The 14,871-nt window shown below is 55.8% G+C and carries 15 protein-coding genes; 9 read left to right on the top strand and 6 right to left on the bottom strand.

Going from position 1 to position 14,871, the window contains the following annotated elements:
- Positions 1-47 precede the first annotated feature (47 nt).
- The 9 genes from SIK97_RS19305 (at position 48) to SIK97_RS19265 (ending at position 8,873) form a co-directional block, all read left to right on the top strand.
- On the top strand, positions 48-2,087 hold the full coding sequence (locus tag SIK97_RS19305) for an FUSC family protein (RefSeq protein ID WP_064375770.1): 2,040 nt from the start codon (positions 48-50) through the stop codon (positions 2,085-2,087).
- Complete coding sequence (locus tag SIK97_RS19300) at positions 2,077-2,292, top strand: DUF1656 domain-containing protein (RefSeq protein ID WP_014229155.1); 216 nt, start codon at positions 2,077-2,079, stop codon at positions 2,290-2,292. Before SIK97_RS19305 ends, SIK97_RS19300 begins: the two co-directional genes overlap by 11 nt.
- Positions 2,289-3,212 carry an HlyD family secretion protein gene (locus tag SIK97_RS19295; protein WP_057173594.1) on the top strand — a complete coding sequence of 308 codons (924 nt, stop codon included), beginning with the start codon at positions 2,289-2,291 and terminating at the stop codon, positions 3,210-3,212. Before SIK97_RS19300 ends, SIK97_RS19295 begins: the two co-directional genes overlap by 4 nt.
- A gap of 110 nt (positions 3,213-3,322) precedes the next feature.
- Complete coding sequence (locus SIK97_RS19290) at positions 3,323-4,123, top strand: hypothetical protein (RefSeq protein WP_049069654.1); 801 nt, start codon at positions 3,323-3,325, stop codon at positions 4,121-4,123.
- A 440-nt stretch (positions 4,124-4,563) separates the two neighbouring features.
- Positions 4,564-5,133, top strand: coding sequence for a helix-turn-helix domain-containing protein (locus SIK97_RS19285; protein ID WP_032749316.1), 570 nt, complete (start codon positions 4,564-4,566; stop codon positions 5,131-5,133).
- Between the two features lie 441 nt (positions 5,134-5,574).
- Entirely contained in the window at positions 5,575-5,937 is a 363-nt protein-coding gene (locus SIK97_RS19280) for a cupin domain-containing protein (protein WP_014229150.1), read from the top strand.
- Positions 5,938-6,547: 610 nt separating this feature from the next.
- Positions 6,548-7,666, top strand: coding sequence for an aspartate-semialdehyde dehydrogenase (gene asd, locus SIK97_RS19275; protein ID WP_014838326.1), 1,119 nt, complete (start codon positions 6,548-6,550; stop codon positions 7,664-7,666).
- A gap of 72 nt (positions 7,667-7,738) precedes the next feature.
- On the top strand, positions 7,739-8,275 hold the full coding sequence (locus SIK97_RS19270; RefSeq protein ID WP_014229148.1) for a dihydrofolate reductase family protein: 537 nt from the start codon (positions 7,739-7,741) through the stop codon (positions 8,273-8,275).
- A gap of 106 nt (positions 8,276-8,381) precedes the next feature.
- Entirely contained in the window at positions 8,382-8,873 is a 492-nt protein-coding gene (locus SIK97_RS19265; protein WP_032749317.1) for a DinB family protein, read from the top strand.
- A gap of 124 nt (positions 8,874-8,997) precedes the next feature.
- On the opposite strand, the gene SIK97_RS19260 is transcribed toward SIK97_RS19265, so the two are convergent.
- The 6 genes from SIK97_RS19260 to SIK97_RS19235 form a co-directional block, all read right to left on the bottom strand.
- The gene (locus SIK97_RS19260; RefSeq protein WP_032749318.1) at positions 8,998-9,813 is read right to left on the bottom strand and encodes a phytanoyl-CoA dioxygenase family protein; all 816 of its coding nucleotides are present in this window, start codon (positions 9,811-9,813) and stop codon (positions 8,998-9,000) included.
- A gap of 23 nt (positions 9,814-9,836) precedes the next feature.
- Complete coding sequence (gene argE / locus SIK97_RS19255) at positions 9,837-11,006, bottom strand: acetylornithine deacetylase (protein ID WP_014838323.1); 1,170 nt, start codon at positions 11,004-11,006, stop codon at positions 9,837-9,839.
- On the bottom strand, positions 10,999-11,673 hold the full coding sequence (locus tag SIK97_RS19250; RefSeq protein ID WP_014229145.1) for a DUF1028 domain-containing protein: 675 nt from the start codon (positions 11,671-11,673) through the stop codon (positions 10,999-11,001). The genes argE and SIK97_RS19250 overlap by 8 nt, the downstream gene beginning before the upstream one ends.
- Entirely contained in the window at positions 11,670-12,104 is a 435-nt protein-coding gene (locus tag SIK97_RS19245; protein ID WP_004139129.1) for a RidA family protein, read from the bottom strand. Before SIK97_RS19245 ends, SIK97_RS19250 begins: the two co-directional genes overlap by 4 nt.
- 23 nt (positions 12,105-12,127) lie before the next feature.
- Positions 12,128-13,387, bottom strand: a complete 1,260-nt coding sequence (locus tag SIK97_RS19240; protein ID WP_049102540.1) for a flavin-containing monooxygenase — start codon at positions 13,385-13,387, stop codon at positions 12,128-12,130.
- A gap of 169 nt (positions 13,388-13,556) precedes the next feature.
- Positions 13,557-14,474 carry a LysR substrate-binding domain-containing protein gene (locus SIK97_RS19235; RefSeq protein WP_009653045.1) on the bottom strand — a complete coding sequence of 306 codons (918 nt, stop codon included), beginning with the start codon at positions 14,472-14,474 and terminating at the stop codon, positions 13,557-13,559.
- Between the last annotated feature and the right edge of the window lie 397 nt (positions 14,475-14,871).

Raw genomic sequence — 14,871 nt, 5'->3', positions numbered from 1 at the left:
AGAATAGAGTATTTAAGGAGACGCGCAAAGCGGGAATAATTCCCGGCATGAGCACATTAACTTCCCATCACAGCCGTTTTTTACACGCGATAAGCCGTTGGTCAGGCCGCATAGCCTCTCCCTCGCTGCTGAGCGACGCCCATGCCCTGCTCTATTCCGTCAGGAGTTTTGCCGCCGCGATGCTCGCCTATTACGTTGCCCTGGCGATTGGCCTTGAACGGCCCTCATGGGCCATCATCACCGTCTACATCGTGTCGCAAACCTCGGTGGGCGCGTCCCTGAGCAGAAGCCTTTATCGCCTGGCCGGTACCGTGGCCGGCGCGGGGGCCACGGTATTGATTGTGCCGACGTTTGTGAATACGCCAATTCTATGTAGCGTAATTCTGGCAGGCTGGATCACCTTCTGCCTCTATTTATCCCTGCTTGAACGCACGCCCCGCGCCTATGCCTTTGTGCTGGCCGGTTATACCGCAAGCCTGATTGGTTTTCCCGCCGTCGCCGATCCCGGCACGGTGTTTAACATCGCCCTCATCCGGGTACAGGAAATCGCGATCGGTATCGTCTGCGCCGCGCTGATTCACCGCTACATTTTACCTGCCCGGATATCAGGGCTGTTCAACAGCAAATTAGCCCAGACGCTGCACGCCGCGCGCCAGCGGATTGCCGACACCCTGGCAGGCAAGGCCGACGCGCAGTCAGAGCCGCTGCATCTGGCGCTGGCGCTACAGTTTCTGCAGGGTATCAGCCACCATATCCCGTATGATTTTGCCCTTTCGGTTCCGGCCCGCCAGGCCAGGAAAGCGCTCCATGACAGGCTGGCGCGGTTAGTGATTGTCAACGGCGAAGTGCGCGATCGTTTGCAGATCATCGCCGAGATGCCCGCCGCGATGCAGGCTCTACTCAATGACGTGCAGGTCTGGCTGACCTGCGACGATACCGGCCAACGCAAAAACGCCGCAGAAGCGCTGCACCAGCGCAGCGCGCAGTTAGCGCAGCGGCTCGCGGCGCAGGCGCTGACCTTTGAAGATGCGCTGCGGGTAAATTTCTTACGCTATATCGCTGAGTTGATTACCCTCCTGCAGCAGTGTGAGCGGCTTTCAGAGGCCATTCATCACGCCAGACCTGCGCCAGCGCAGGCAGAAGATCGTGCGGCGACAGGATACGTTTTCCATCGCGATCCCCTCAGCGCCGCCCGCACGGCGCTGGGCGCTTTTGTCATCATTCTGAGCGGCTGTCTGCTATGGATTTACTCTGCCTGGCCCGATGGCGGCACGGCGGTGTCGATTCTTGGGGTTTGCTGCACGCTGTTTGGCAGTTTCGACACGCCGGCCCCGCATATTGTGAAATATATTATCGGCTCTGTCTGGGGCGTAGTGATAAGCCTTATCTATAGCTTCGCCCTGCTTCCTCCGCTCAGCGATTTCCCCGTGCTGGTGGCGGTGCTTGCCCCGGTCTATCTGCTTGCCGGATCGCTGCAGGCGCGGCCCCCCACGACCTTTATGGCCATGGGGATCACCCTGACGCTGCCGGTACTGTGCGAGCTGGGCGCGCGCTACAGCGGCGACTTCGCCGACGCGGCCAACACCGCGATCGCCCTGTTTTTCGCGACCGGCTTTGCGGTTATCGGCATGAGTTTGCTGCAAACCGTACAGGCGGACGCGGCGATAAAGCGTCTGCTGAAACTGTGCCAACGCGATATTCGCCGCAGCGTGAGCGGCGTATTTAAAGGCGATGAAACGCACTGGACCAATCTGATGATCGACCGGGCCGCCCTGCTGCTACCACGCTTGCCGCGCAGCGGGCAGTCCTCCGCCCGGGCGCTCGATCGCCTGGTGCACTTTCTGCGCATAGGCCTCTGCGTGATGCGCCTGCGCCGTTGCGAAACGCCCGCCGGCAGCGATATCCACGAGGTGCTTTCTCGTCTTACCCACACAACGGAGACCGAAGCCTTACGCGAGCGCATTGCCGCCATGGCGAACCGCTGCTTGCCCGCGAGGGAGGAACAATCATGCCAGTTTGTCGACCGACTGGTCGATCTGCACTGCGCGTTACGGACGCAGAACGAGGAACCCACCCATGATAAATGACATCAATATCGGGGGCGTTTTTATCCCCGGACTGCTGCTGACCGCGCTCATTGCCCTGGTCTGTACGCTGCTACTCGTACCGCTTTTCTCCTGCAGCAGGCTTTACCGCCGCTTGCCCTTACGCCCGCTGCTTGATGTTTCAACCTATATCGTGACCTTTTTCCTGCTTTTGCAGGGCCTGACCACACTGGGGTTATTCGCATGAAATCTTTTTTCTCTTTGCTGGGCCGTTACGCGCTGACGTTAATCGCAGTAGCGGTAGCGGCCTGCGTGGCGTTTATTTTCTGGAAACAGTATGCGCAGACGCCCTGGACGCGCGATGGCCGGGTTCGGGCAGATGTGGTGCAGATTGCGCCGGATGTTTCCGGGCCGGTGAGCAGCGTGGCGGTGCGGGATAATCAGTGGGTTAACCGCGGCGATGTGCTTTATGCCATCGACCCGCGCTGGCTGAAGCTGGCGGTGCTCAGCGCGCAGGCCGACGTCGAAGCAAAACGTCATGAAATGCTGATGCGCCAGGATGCCGCCCGGCGACGCGCGCTCATCAAAGGGGTCATTTCCGGCGAGGATATCCAGCAAACAGGCAGCGCAGCGCGCGTCGCGGCGGCCAATTATCAGGGGGCGCTGGCTGCGCTGGAACTGGCGCAGCTGAATTTATCCCATGCAACGGTGCGCGCCCCGGTTACCGGCTACGTGACGCATCTTCGGCTCCGCCCCGGCGACTACGCCGCGGCGGGAGAGACAAAGATCGCCGTGGTCGATGCGCACAGTTTCTGGGTGGTGGGCTATTTTGAAGAGACTAAGCTGCGTCATATTCGCGTCGGGAGCGCCGCACACATTTCGCTGATGGGGTTTGACCCGCTCATCACCGGGCACGTGGAGAGTATCGGCCGGGGGATCGATGATAGCAATGACGAGACCGGCGGGCTGGGGCTGCCGGATGTCAATCCCACCTTCAGCTGGGTGCGACTTGCGCAGCGAGTCCCCGTTCGTATTCAGTTAGATAAGATACCGGAAGGGATTGAACTGGTGGCGGGACTATCCGCCAGCGTTTCCATCCTGCCTGAAAGCCCTGACGGCGGGCATAGCGGAGGATCGGGCTACGTGGCTCAGGCTCTCCACCCATAGTGGACCCGAGACTCAATGAGGAAACGACGCTTCCTGCAAAAATATCTGGCCCGAATATACCGAACTCGATATTCTGTAATGCTTTGTATTTTTTGTGAACAGGAAAAAGTATGCTTAGTACGTTACCCGATTTACACAGAAGTTTTGCAGAGCAACTCAAGCTTAACGTTCAGTCTGACGCCCGGATTCACTCCCTGCTCGGGGGCGGATCGCTTATTCATGGCGGATTTGATCAATACTCCGATTTGGATTTTGTCGTTGTGGTAGACCCTCTTTACTATGATGAAATCATGGCGCAGCGTGTGGCGTTCGCCGGAACAGCAGGCAACCTGCTGCATGCGTTCACCGGGGAACATGTCGGAGAGCCTCGCCTGCTGATATGCCTGTATGGTCCTGAACTCCTCCATGTCGATCTGAAATTTGTCACCCTGGACATGCTCACTCAACGCGTTGAGGAGCCGGTAGTGTTATTTTCTCGCGATCGCCATGCCCTGGAGCGACATCTGGCACAATTTCGGGCCCAGTGGCCTGACATGACGCCGGAGTGGTTTGAGTCCCGAGCCTGGATCTGGCTTCATTATGCGGTGGTTAAACTGGGAAGGGGCGAACTTTTCGAAGCGATGGGTATGCTGTCATTCTTCCGGGAGCAAGTGCTGGGACCGATGCTGTACCGCCGCGCCAATCTACCGCAGCGTGGGGTTCGCCGCATTGAATGCCACAATATCGATCCTGAGGGCCTGCTGACCTCCACGCTGGCCACGCACGATCGTGACTCCGTCAGCATCGCCATCAGCAAAGCGGTTGACGCTTATATCAATCTGCGCGCTGATGCGCTGCCTGAAAATATCGCGGACGATGCGGCACGACGGGCGCTCCTTGCCATGCTGAAAGCGTATTCTGAACGGGTTTAAACGATACTTCCGGCCGCTTACATGGCCGGAATGTAAAACTATCGTGGAAGATGCCACTAATACTCAAATCCCAGGACAAACACCGCTATCCGGGAAACCACTCGCGACTAATGGAACTCTCGTCAGAGAGTCTGATACAAATCATTGAAGACCGGCTTATCGTTCAAAGCAGCCCATCAACATCTGAGCGCTAAAATTTTTACTTGATGTGCAATATTTCCCGTTTTTCAGGCGGCCCCTCATGAGTCTGTAAACCCCAGGGGGGTCATCTGAATGGATAAATAGAGTATCCAGGCATTGCGGGCGCGTGATAAATTGCTGCCTGTTGATGCAGCTACGATATATCAGGCCGGCGACAGCATCGTCATGTCCTTACCGCGATCATAACTGGGCGGGCATTTATTCATATGAGAAAGCCACACTCGGGGAGGGTCGCAATAATGGCTGATTCAGGACACGATAAACCTGCTGCGTTGTCATTAAATATCGGCAATAAAATAAGACGACTGCGGCAGTCACGGGGGATTTCGTTAAACGACCTGTCTAAATTGTCAGGGGTTTCAAAGGGGGCATTATCCAAACTGGAGTCAGGATTTTCCAGCCCCCGTGTCGATACGTTGGACGCTATCGCCACTGCATTACGTTTACCGGTTGGCGATTTACTGAGCGGCGGCAGCAGGATATATCCCTGTTTTGATAAGCATCGTCCCGCGCCGGGCGAATATTCACAAATGATGAAATTCCGCATCGGCCCCGGCAATACCTCCGAGATATGGTTGCTGCAAATGGAGCCGCAGGTCACCATCCACAGTCCCGGGCATTCAGACGGGTCGCATGAACATATTCTGGTTCACAGCGGCACCCTGCATCTGCGCTTTAGTCAGTACGAAGTCATCACATTAGAACCCGGGGATTTTTACGCTTTCTCCGCGCAGGTTGCGCACACATACAGCTCAAAAGAGACGGCGATTAGCGCAACGGTGGTGATGACTCACCTCGAGCCAGGTTAACTCCTCTACGCGATTATCTGGCCAGGAGCCCTCTGATAAAATGCCGAAGAGCGGACATGTGTTCACTTAAAGAAACAAAAACGCTCTCCTGAAAGCAAGGCGGAAAATTCTTTTATAAATAAAATGAAGTAAATTCAGCCGACTGATTTCGTATTGATAAATTATTGCGCCCGTAACCGGGAAACCCATTGTTCTGCGTGCGGGCTGACTGTATTGTTATTTCGAACAACCGCACTGGCTTCCCTGCGCTGTATTTTGCCGCAATGCGAAGCAGTTGTTAGCGCCCGAAAACTGGCCATGTTACGGCCAATTTATCTTCGGTCCGCCGGAGTTTTTTAGCAATGAATATCGACCTTCCGGTGGCGCACCACGCTACCATTGTCGGTTCTTTTACTATGCCAAATAAATCCATCTGGATTATATATGTGACGGAGAAGATGAGTGCATAAAGTTAATTTAAAAGAAAGTTTTGCTCTGTTCAGCGAATGCTGGAGCCCCAAAATTGTCGGCGAAATTAATAACGAGTATGTCAAACTGGCTAAGTTAGCCGGAAAGTTTGACTGGCATCATCATGAGCATGAGGACGAGCTTTTTCTTGTTATCAGCGGCCGCTTGCGAATGGGGTTAAGAACGGGCGATATCGTGCTTGAAGCGGGTGAGTTTATCATTGTGCCGAAAGGAACCGAGCATTGTCCTGAAGCGTTAACTGAAGAGTGCTGCGTCGTTTTACTTGAGCCAAAAACGACGCTGAATACGGGCAATATCGTCAATGAACGTACTGTACATGAGCTGGATAGACTATAGTCGCGCCTCCTGACGTCTCAGAACGTTCTGAACGGAGAGATTTCCTTCCCCGTCAGGTTTGGCGGGGCGTGAGAATCGGTTTTATCAGGAGTCAGTCACCATTACTCCCCTACCGCCGCGAGTTTCGGCGGCGGCAATCATTGTTGGCTGAACTGACTTCATTATTTGCTAACCTTCATTTATTACTTATTCATTAACTATCAGGGACAGGAAAGATCATAGAGCGGCTTTTCCCTATAACCTCAAATAAAAATCGATTCCACTATATTAACTGAACGAAGCACGGCTCTTGCTGCCAGATATTTACCGTGACAAGGCGCGGTAAACCAGCGTCCGCTCCCCGCTCATTGCAAACCCTGGCTTTGTTCAGTCTGGCTGTTGTGTGCCAGAAGCGGATGTCTTAAGCCTGTTCTTGTCTTTAAATACAAATGCCGCAGGTCAAAAGGTTATGATTTTTTAGCTGTGAAAGAGATAAAAATCGCTGATGCCAGATGAAAGATTTTAATAATGATGGAATCGGATGTTGTTCGTAATGACCTTTAATTTGGAATGAGATATAACGTGCCTCGAAGAGAATTAACATTCTCATAACGTAATTAGGGTTAAGCAAATGAAGCAGGTTGGCATTGTTGGTTGGCGAGGAATGGTCGGTTCTGTTTTGCTACAGCGAATGATCGAAGAGAACGACTTCGACAATATATCAGCGCATTTTTTCAGCACCTCCAGTGCAGGAGCCGCCGGTCCTGTCATTGATGGCGTCAGCTACACACTTAAAGATGCTAATTCCGTGAGTGCGCTGGCCGAAATGGACATCATCATAACCTGCCAGGGCGGGGATTATACCAAAGCAATATACCCTGCTTTGCTTAACCATGGCTGGGAAGGCTACTGGATTGACGCGGCTTCAGCGCTGCGGATGGATGAGAAAGCCTGCATTATTCTTGACCCCGTCAACCGCAACAATATCGATCGTGCAATTAAAGAAGGTATTAAACTTTTTGTCGGCGGCAACTGTTCCATTACGCTGAGTCTTATGGGGCTGGCTGGGTTGATAAAGGCTGACTTGATCGAATGGATGAGTGTGATGACCTACCAGTCCGCATCGGGTGCTGGTGCACAGTATGTACGGGAACTCATTGCGCAAAGTGCTTACATAAGCCGCCATTTATCTCCGGATGAGCTGGCATCCTCAGGTTCAGTGCTTCCGTTAGTTAATAAGGTCAGTGAATTGATTAACAGCGCTGATATGCCGACCCAGAACTTCGGTGCACCTTTGATGGGCAGCATCATTCCCTGGATTGACAGCGATTTAGGCGATGGCAACAGCCGTGAAGAATGGAAAGGTGAGGCGGAAACCAACAAAATTTTAGGCCTGTCTCCCGGTACGATCCCGGTAAACGGCTTATGCATACGCGTCGGCGTGATCCGCTGCCACAGCGCTGCTATAACCCTTAAGCTCAAGCGTGAAGTCAACGAAGAGGAATTTGCAGAATTAGTGATGAATTCCCATCCCTGGGTTAACTATGTGCCCAATAACAAGGAAGAGAGTGTCAGTACCCTGACACCGGCCTGTATCAGCGGTTCGCTTAAGGTGGGTATTGGCCGTTACAAGAAAATGTCGCTAAACAATGAACCTATCTACTCGGTCCTGACGGTCGGCGATCAGCTATTGTGGGGAGCAGCGGAACCATTACGCCGCATGTTGAATATTTTGGCTGGCAAAGCGTGAATCATATTATGTGGACAAAACACCTCCCCCTAAACTCAACGGCATAGATACAAGCTGAATACGGAGCACTTGATGGTCACCACACATGTTTTTATCGCGGTCAGTCTTGATGGTTATATCGCCCGACAGGATGGCGATATCGACTGGCTGTTGCAGCGCGATGACCCGACAGAAGATCATGGCTATGCCGCATTCATCGCGGACAAAGATTGGATCGTTATGGGCCGGGGGAGCTATGAGAAGGCGCTGACTTTTGACCAATGGCCTTACGATCGACCCGTGCTGGTTCTCTCCCGACAGCTAACCGATACCGCCATTCCCGAGGCGCTGAAGGGCAAAGTGCAGCTCTCAAGCCGCACGCCGGGTGAAGTGCTTGCTGACCTGGCGGCGCAAAACGCGCATCGCGTCTATCTGGATGGCGGGCAGGTAATACAGTCGTTCCTGCGCGAAGGTCTGGTCGCCGATATCGTTATCACGACCGTTCCTGTCCTGCTCGGTTCGGGAATACCATTGTTCGGATCCCTGACCAGGGATATCGATTTGACGCTGTTATCAAGCCGCAGCTTCCCTTCGGGACTGGTGCAGTCGCACTATCGGCTGACGTCATAAACGGCATATAAACCTGACGGCGGCCTACGCTAAAGCAACAGTACCGCCCTGCCAGCGGTACTGAATGTTACTGATATAATCACAAAATAGATAAAAGAGGTGACGCATGGGTACTGACAAAATAGCTACGCTGTTTAGATACAAACGCTGGATAGATATTGAAACGCTACAAGCGATTAAAAGAATTGATGCGTCTGCGAATGCAGAAAAACACCATCTGACGCTCAGATTAATGAATCACATACATGTGGTTGATATGATCTTCCGCGCTAACATTACCGGCCAGAAGCACTCCTACACCGCACTGAACACGCCAGATACGCCCTCTGCCGATGAGCTTCTGAGAACGATGACTGAATGTACAGACTGGTATATTCAATACGTCAATGCTATGTCCCCCGTTGACCTTGCTGAAACCATTAAATTCCAGTTTGTCGATGGCGGACCGGGTGAGATGAAGGCGGTCGATATGCTCAATCATGTGCTGTTTCACGGAACATATCATCGCGGCGCTGTAGGTTGGCTACTTTCAGAAAGTGGTGTAACCCCACCCAAGGACGTACTGACCGTCTTTCTAAGAGATCATAACCACGAGTAACCGAGTCATATCAATTTTCCCCCTTAGCCCTTACAGCAAAAAATTAAGGAGCTTCAATTCCCTCAGTCAGTGAGTGAAAACCTTTCGCCGCAAGATGGGCGGGGCCTCGCCCGCCCTGCCGCCGCTACCGCGGCCAGACCTGCGGAAACTCATCGGCGACAAGCGGCTCTCCGTTGCGAAGCTTAAGCCCCGGAAACGGCGGCGACGTCACGCCGCCGCGGTCGGCGAATGTCGCATCATCCCCTACCCAACGGGCGGAAAATACCCGCCGCGCGCGGGCGGTTGAATTGCCCTTTGCGCCATGCAGCGTGCGGAAATGAAAAGCGACCGCATCGCCCGGCTCCAGCGCCCAGCTGACGATATCGTAATCCTCCTGATGGGCATCAATGTCCGGCAGCTCTTTAAAGCGCGAATGGGAATAGAGCTTTGAACCGTTAAACCGCGTTGGGCTGAACTCATCGTTCCAGCGATGGGAACCGCGAATACAGCGCAGCGAAATCGCCTCCGCTACCGGATCGAGCGGGATCCACAGGCTGACATTCTGCCGCCCCTCCACGCAGTAATAGGGCTGATCGTGGTGCCATGGCGTTACCGTACTGCCGCCGGGCTGTTTCACCAGCGTGTGCTCGTGGAAAAACTTCGCCGTCTGCGACCCCATCAGCGCCGCGGCGATCTCCGCCGCCGGCGACTGAAAAACAAAATCGCGAAATTCCGGGATTCGTTGCCAGTTACAATAGTCCTGAAAAAACGGCGCCGAGCCGTCCTCGGGGATCACCGTTCGCGCGTGACCGTACTCGCTGGGGTTCGCCATCAGCGCGGCAACGCCGTGCGACAGGCTCTCGATCCACGGCGTGAACACGCCTTTAAGTAGCACGACGCCGTCGGCCTGCCAGCGGTCGACGGTCTGTTGATCAATAAGCGGGGAGTTCGGGTTTTGCATAGTCGCCATCCTGTGTTGATAAATCAGCGAAGAGAATCGGAGGGATCGGCGCGCATCCAGGCGCAAAGGTTTTCCAGCATCGCCATACAGCGTTCGGTCTGGGGGATACTGATATATTCGTCCGCCTTGTGGCCCTGCGCCATGCTGCCCGGCCCACAGATCAGCGTCGCGACGCCCGCCTCATCGAACAGGCCGCCTTCGGTGCCGTAGGCGACGGTGGTGAAATCGTCGCTGCCGCACCACTGCGCCAGCCAGCGGGCGAACTCTGACTGCGGGTCGCTCAGCAGCCCCGGATAGTGGCTCAGCGTCTGGAAATGAATATCGCTGCGCTGCGCCACCTTGCGCATCGCCGGAAGCAGCTGCTCGCGGGCATAATCGCCCAGGGCGTCGGTCACGGCCTGCGGGCGCGTGCCGGGTAAATAGCGAATTTCAAAGTCGAACCAGCAGGATTGCGGAACGATATTCAGCGCCGCGCCGCCGTGAATCGTCCCCACCTGCAGCGTGCCCGAGGGCGGCGAAAACCGGCTATCCTGCTGCTGCGCAAGGCTTTCACCCAGCGCGTCCAGCCGGGAAATCAGCCTGGCCGCGTAGCTGATCGCGTTAACCCCTTCCGGGGCGTAGGCCGAGTGGCAGGCGTGCCCTTCCACGCGACAGCGCACCGCGAGCTTGCCTTTATGGCCGTAGACCGGGCGCATGTCGGTCGGCTCGCCGATAATGCACAGCGCCGGTTTCCCGGCGGAGGCGCGGAGAAAATCCACCAGGCTGCGCACGCCCAGGCAGCCAACCTCCTCATCATAAGAGAATCCCAGGTGCAGCGGCATCCGCAGCGGCGCGGCAAGAAACGCCTCCAGCGACGCCAGCACGCAGGCGATAAACCCTTTCATATCCGCGCTGCCGCGACCGTAGTAGCGCCCGTCACGTTCGGTAAGGGCGAACGGCGGCACCGTCCACGCCTGACCATCCACCGGCACCACGTCGGTATGGCCGGAGAGCATCACCCCGCCGGGGCCGGTTGGCCCAAGGCGGGCATAGAGGTTTGCCTTGCGCCCTTCGTCGTCATAAAACAGCTGCGACGTCACGCCGCGCGCGCGCAGAAAGTCGCCGATCCAGGCAATCAGCGCCAGATTCGACTCGCGGCTGGTGGTATCAAACGCCAGCAGCGCGCCGAGGATCTCACGCACGCGGTTATTCATCGCCCGGCACCCCGTAGGTCGGCGCTTCGCGCGGGTCAAGCGCGCGGGTGATGTACGCTTCCATCTGCGGCTCGTAGGCCAGCCACAGCGCTTCCAGCGCCGCTACCGGGCGTTCTTCCGCCCAGTCGACGCGTAAATCCACCACCGGCCAGGCGTAATCCTCCACGACTTTAAGCGCCGCCGAGTGCTCCGGCCCGGCTTCGCCGCCCGCATCGATACCCGCCTGCAAAGCCGCGATCAGGCGGCTGGCCAGTTCGCCGCTGGCGGCTTCGAACGCCGCCGTCATGGCGGTAATCACCTGCGGGTTGGCCAGCATATTCCCCGCCGCCACGCAGTTCTCGCCCTGCGCCAGCTGCCAGATGCCGAGCGTATGCTCGCCGCTGAACACGGCACTCTCGCCGCTGGCGTCGATGACCGCCACCTGGCGATAATCGCTAAACCGGTCTTCGCCCAGCGCCTGCGTCAGGGCCTGCTGCGGCGTGAGCCCCGCCTCAAGCCCGGCAAGAATCTGCGGTCCGAGCGCGGGCAGCGTGATGTTCTGGCTGGACACCGCGCCAACGCCCGCCAGCAGCCACGGGCAGCGGGCGCCGACGGCAATGCTGGATGAGCTAATCGCAATGCCCAGTTGACCCGACTCCGGGCACAGGGCGGAAATAGAGAGGGTCATGGTGCCTCCTGCGCATGCCAGTCGTCAGGGATCACCGCCGTAACGTCAATTTCCATCAGCCACTGCGGCTGCGCGAGAGCCGATACCACCACGCCGGTCGAAATGGGAAACACGCCTTTGAGCCATTTCCCCACCTCCTGGTACACCGGTTCACGGTAGCGCGGGTCGATCAGATAGGTCGTCGTTTTCACGATATGCGTCAGATCGCTGCCAGCCTCTTCCAGCAGCTGTTTAACGTTCTTCATCGCCTGTTCTGCCTGGGCGCGCGGGTCGCCCAGGCCGATCAAATTGCCGTCAAAATCGGTACCCACCTGACCGCGAACGTACACGGTGTTTCCCGCGCGCACCGCCTGGCACAGATCGTTATTGAGTGTCTGATTGGGATAGGTTTCTTTGGTGTTAAACATCCGAATACGGGTATGGGTTGGCATAGGTTGCGTCCTCAAATCAGGCATTAGCAGGAAGGTTGATAGCGTTGATACTGGCGCTGAATGGCAATCTGATCGGCGATATATTTCGCATCGTGCCAGACGCCCCAGATAAAGGTTGAGCCACGGCGGGAGAGCCACGGCAGACCGAGGAAATAGACGCCCGGTTCGCTGGAAACGCCGCGATGATGCTGCGGGCGCTGCTGTTCATTAAAGGCGTTGACCTTCAGCCAGCGGTAATCGGTGGTATAGCCGGTAGCCCAGATAATGCAGCTCACCCCCGCGGCTGCCAGGTCGAGCTCGGTGAGGGGCTGGGTCAGGCAATCGGGGTCGGGCAGGAAAAAGCGCGCTTCCGGCTCTTCCGGCAGCGACAGCCCGTTGCGGGCGATATACTCATCCGCGGCGTCGAGCAGCGCCAGATAAGAGGCGTCGCCGAGACGAATGTTGTCCGCCAGATCGGCACGGAAAACGGCTTTGCCCTCGGTAAAGCCGTGCGTCTGTCCGACCAGGGTAATTCCCTGGTGCGCCAGCTGGCGAAAATCAACGGTATGACCGCCGCGCGCGCCGCTGACCGCAATCGTCACGTGCTCTTTGCCGGGCTGATTGGCCGCCGCATCCCACAGCCCTAACACCCCCAGCCACCAGCAAAAATCGCGCTGTCGGTAGCGGCGCGGCGGGCGATCGTGCGCGCCGACGGAGAGCCATACCGCGCGCCCCGCCCGGCGGAGCTCATCGGCGATTTGCACGCCGGACGACCCCGCGCCAACCACCAGCACGCCGCCTTCCGGAAGCTGCTGCGGGTTGAAATAGTGCGCGGAATGAATCTGCTGTACAGCGCTATCCTGCGGCGCGATGGCCGGTATCACCGGGCGCTGGAACGGCCCGGTAGCGGCGACGATACGCTGCGCCTCAATCACGCCCAGTGACGTTTCCACGCGAAACCCCGGACGGCCTTTTAAACGCTCGGCGCTAAAGACCTCAACGCCGGTCTTGATCGGTGCATTAAAGGTTTTGGCATACGCGGCGAAGTAGTCGGCGATTTGCTCTTTGGCGACAAAGCTGTCGGCGTCGCAGCCGGGAAAGGTCATGCCGGGAAACCGATCGTGCCAGGCCGGGCCGTTGGCCACCAGCGAATCCCAGCGGCCGCTGCGCCAGGCCTCAGCGATGCGCTTTTTTTCCAGCACCAGATGCGGAATGCCGTGATGCGTCAGATGCTCGCTCATGGCGACGCCCGCCTGCCCCGCGCCTACCACCAGGGTATCGATCTCTGTAATCTGCTCTGTCATATCTGTGTCCTTCAAGCACGGTTGTCCGGCTTATCCGCCGGGATTGACAGAACTCAGGTTAAGTAAGTGTGATGAAATGGTAAATTATTATAAAACGATCGTCTGAATAGAAATTTACGAGGCTGAATAACGCGACAAGAAAATAACGCTTGCGGCCGCGTTAATTAAATTACGCGTGCTGATGCGGCGTTAATTCTATGCTGCGGCAATAGTCCATAAATAGCTGCGTCGGACGCGTGGGTTCATTATTGGCAAGATGCGCCATAATTAATGTCGATGCGGGCATTTCGTCGGCAATATCCAGCTGCACCAGCTTTTCGCCGTCATAGGTCATATCGCACAGCGGACGGGTAACCAGTACCGAAAAGCCTAATCCCTGCCCGACCATACAGCGCACCATTTCTATGGACGGCGAACTGTAGGCCACTTCCGGGTGATAACCTTTCTCTTTAAATATCGAGACAAAATAGTTTTTGCTGGGGACCGCATCGAGCAAAATCATCGGTTCCCGGCTTAATTCCTGAAGCGTGACGCATTTTTTCTGCGCCAGCGGATGAGAAGCGGGCAGCAAAGCATAGGGTTTATGCGGGGCGTTCAGCAGCTCTTTATGAATGGAGTGACCCAGCTCAAGGTCGTAGACCAGCGCCAGATCGAAGCGCCCGCGGTGCAGACCGTGCATCAGTTCATGCTGTTCGCCGTCGTAGAGCTGGAGAGTGATTTCGGGATACATTTTTTTAAACCCCGCCACCAGTTTTGGCATATACAGCGGCGCGACGGATTCAAAGCAGCCGACGGAAATAGTCCCGGATACCAGCTCTTTATCCGCCCGCGAGTTCTGCTCAAACTCATAGGACAGCCGCAGCAGCTCTTTAGCTTTATCGTAGAAGCGCCGCCCGCTTGAGGTCAGGGATACGCCCTGCGCGTGGTGACGAATAAACAGCTGCTGGTCGAAGGTACTTTCGAGGTTTTTAATCGCAATAGAGATCGACGGCTGGGCAATGTGCAGCTGACGGGAAGCCTCAGCGATACTCTCCGTTTCCACCACCGTCACGAAATATTTAAGCTGTTTGAGGGTAAATCGGTTCATCGCTTCACCATTGATAAAATATTGTCTTATTACGAACGGGCTTAGTTTTACGATAAGCAGCCTGCAAGCATCGTGCCATGCCGTTTGCGCTTTACCTCGTCGGTAAATAACCGCCGTTTCTATTTAATAACCCGCCCTCTTTTTTTGCCTGATTTCGCGTATTGCACCATAAAGCATCGCCCTGCACCTTATTCGCCCGCGGCGCGCCCCAATATTGCACAAATTGTCATTTTACGAAAAATCAGGTTTAAAAATAAGGGTGATTGTTTTTAAGTTGTTTCAATGCTGTTTCTCATTAATTGCGTTAAATTCCCTGAGGTTAATATAGCTGTATAGTTTTTTTAAACTTAAAGGCCAAAAATTTACTAATTGCCACCGGTCGAAGAGTGCCAGCATA

Origin of the sequence: Klebsiella sp. JN_Kp126 (genome assembly GCF_033843325.1) — a bacterium.
In the GTDB taxonomy this organism is placed as follows: Bacteria; Pseudomonadota; Gammaproteobacteria; order Enterobacterales; family Enterobacteriaceae; genus Klebsiella; species Klebsiella michiganensis.
The sequence above is the reverse complement of the archived record's forward strand: the minus strand, read 5'-3'. Positions and strand labels throughout refer to the sequence as shown.

What these genes read in the sequence shown, in the direction of transcription:
- argE (WP_014838323.1), bottom strand. Translation starts at nt 11,006, where the DNA reads ATGAATAACCGCGTGCGTGAGATCCTCGGCGCGCTGCTGGCGTTTGAT.
- SIK97_RS19245 (WP_004139129.1), bottom strand. Translation starts at nt 12,104, where the DNA reads ATGCCAACCCATACCCGTATTCGGATGTTTAACACCAAAGAAACCTAT.
- SIK97_RS19305 (WP_064375770.1), top strand. Translation starts at nt 48, where the DNA reads ATGAGCACATTAACTTCCCATCACAGCCGTTTTTTACACGCGATAAGC.
- SIK97_RS19270 (WP_014229148.1), top strand. Translation starts at nt 7,739, where the DNA reads ATGGTCACCACACATGTTTTTATCGCGGTCAGTCTTGATGGTTATATC.
- SIK97_RS19265 (WP_032749317.1), top strand. Translation starts at nt 8,382, where the DNA reads ATGGGTACTGACAAAATAGCTACGCTGTTTAGATACAAACGCTGGATA.
- SIK97_RS19260 (WP_032749318.1), bottom strand. Translation starts at nt 9,813, where the DNA reads ATGCAAAACCCGAACTCCCCGCTTATTGATCAACAGACCGTCGACCGC.
- SIK97_RS19235 (WP_009653045.1), bottom strand. Translation starts at nt 14,474, where the DNA reads ATGAACCGATTTACCCTCAAACAGCTTAAATATTTCGTGACGGTGGTG.
- SIK97_RS19300 (WP_014229155.1), top strand. Translation starts at nt 2,077, where the DNA reads ATGATAAATGACATCAATATCGGGGGCGTTTTTATCCCCGGACTGCTG.
- SIK97_RS19250 (WP_014229145.1), bottom strand. Translation starts at nt 11,673, where the DNA reads ATGACCCTCTCTATTTCCGCCCTGTGCCCGGAGTCGGGTCAACTGGGC.
- asd (WP_014838326.1), top strand. Translation starts at nt 6,548, where the DNA reads ATGAAGCAGGTTGGCATTGTTGGTTGGCGAGGAATGGTCGGTTCTGTT.
- SIK97_RS19285 (WP_032749316.1), top strand. Translation starts at nt 4,564, where the DNA reads ATGGCTGATTCAGGACACGATAAACCTGCTGCGTTGTCATTAAATATC.
- SIK97_RS19295 (WP_057173594.1), top strand. Translation starts at nt 2,289, where the DNA reads ATGAAATCTTTTTTCTCTTTGCTGGGCCGTTACGCGCTGACGTTAATC.
- SIK97_RS19240 (WP_049102540.1), bottom strand. Translation starts at nt 13,387, where the DNA reads ATGACAGAGCAGATTACAGAGATCGATACCCTGGTGGTAGGCGCGGGG.
- SIK97_RS19290 (WP_049069654.1), top strand. Translation starts at nt 3,323, where the DNA reads ATGCTTAGTACGTTACCCGATTTACACAGAAGTTTTGCAGAGCAACTC.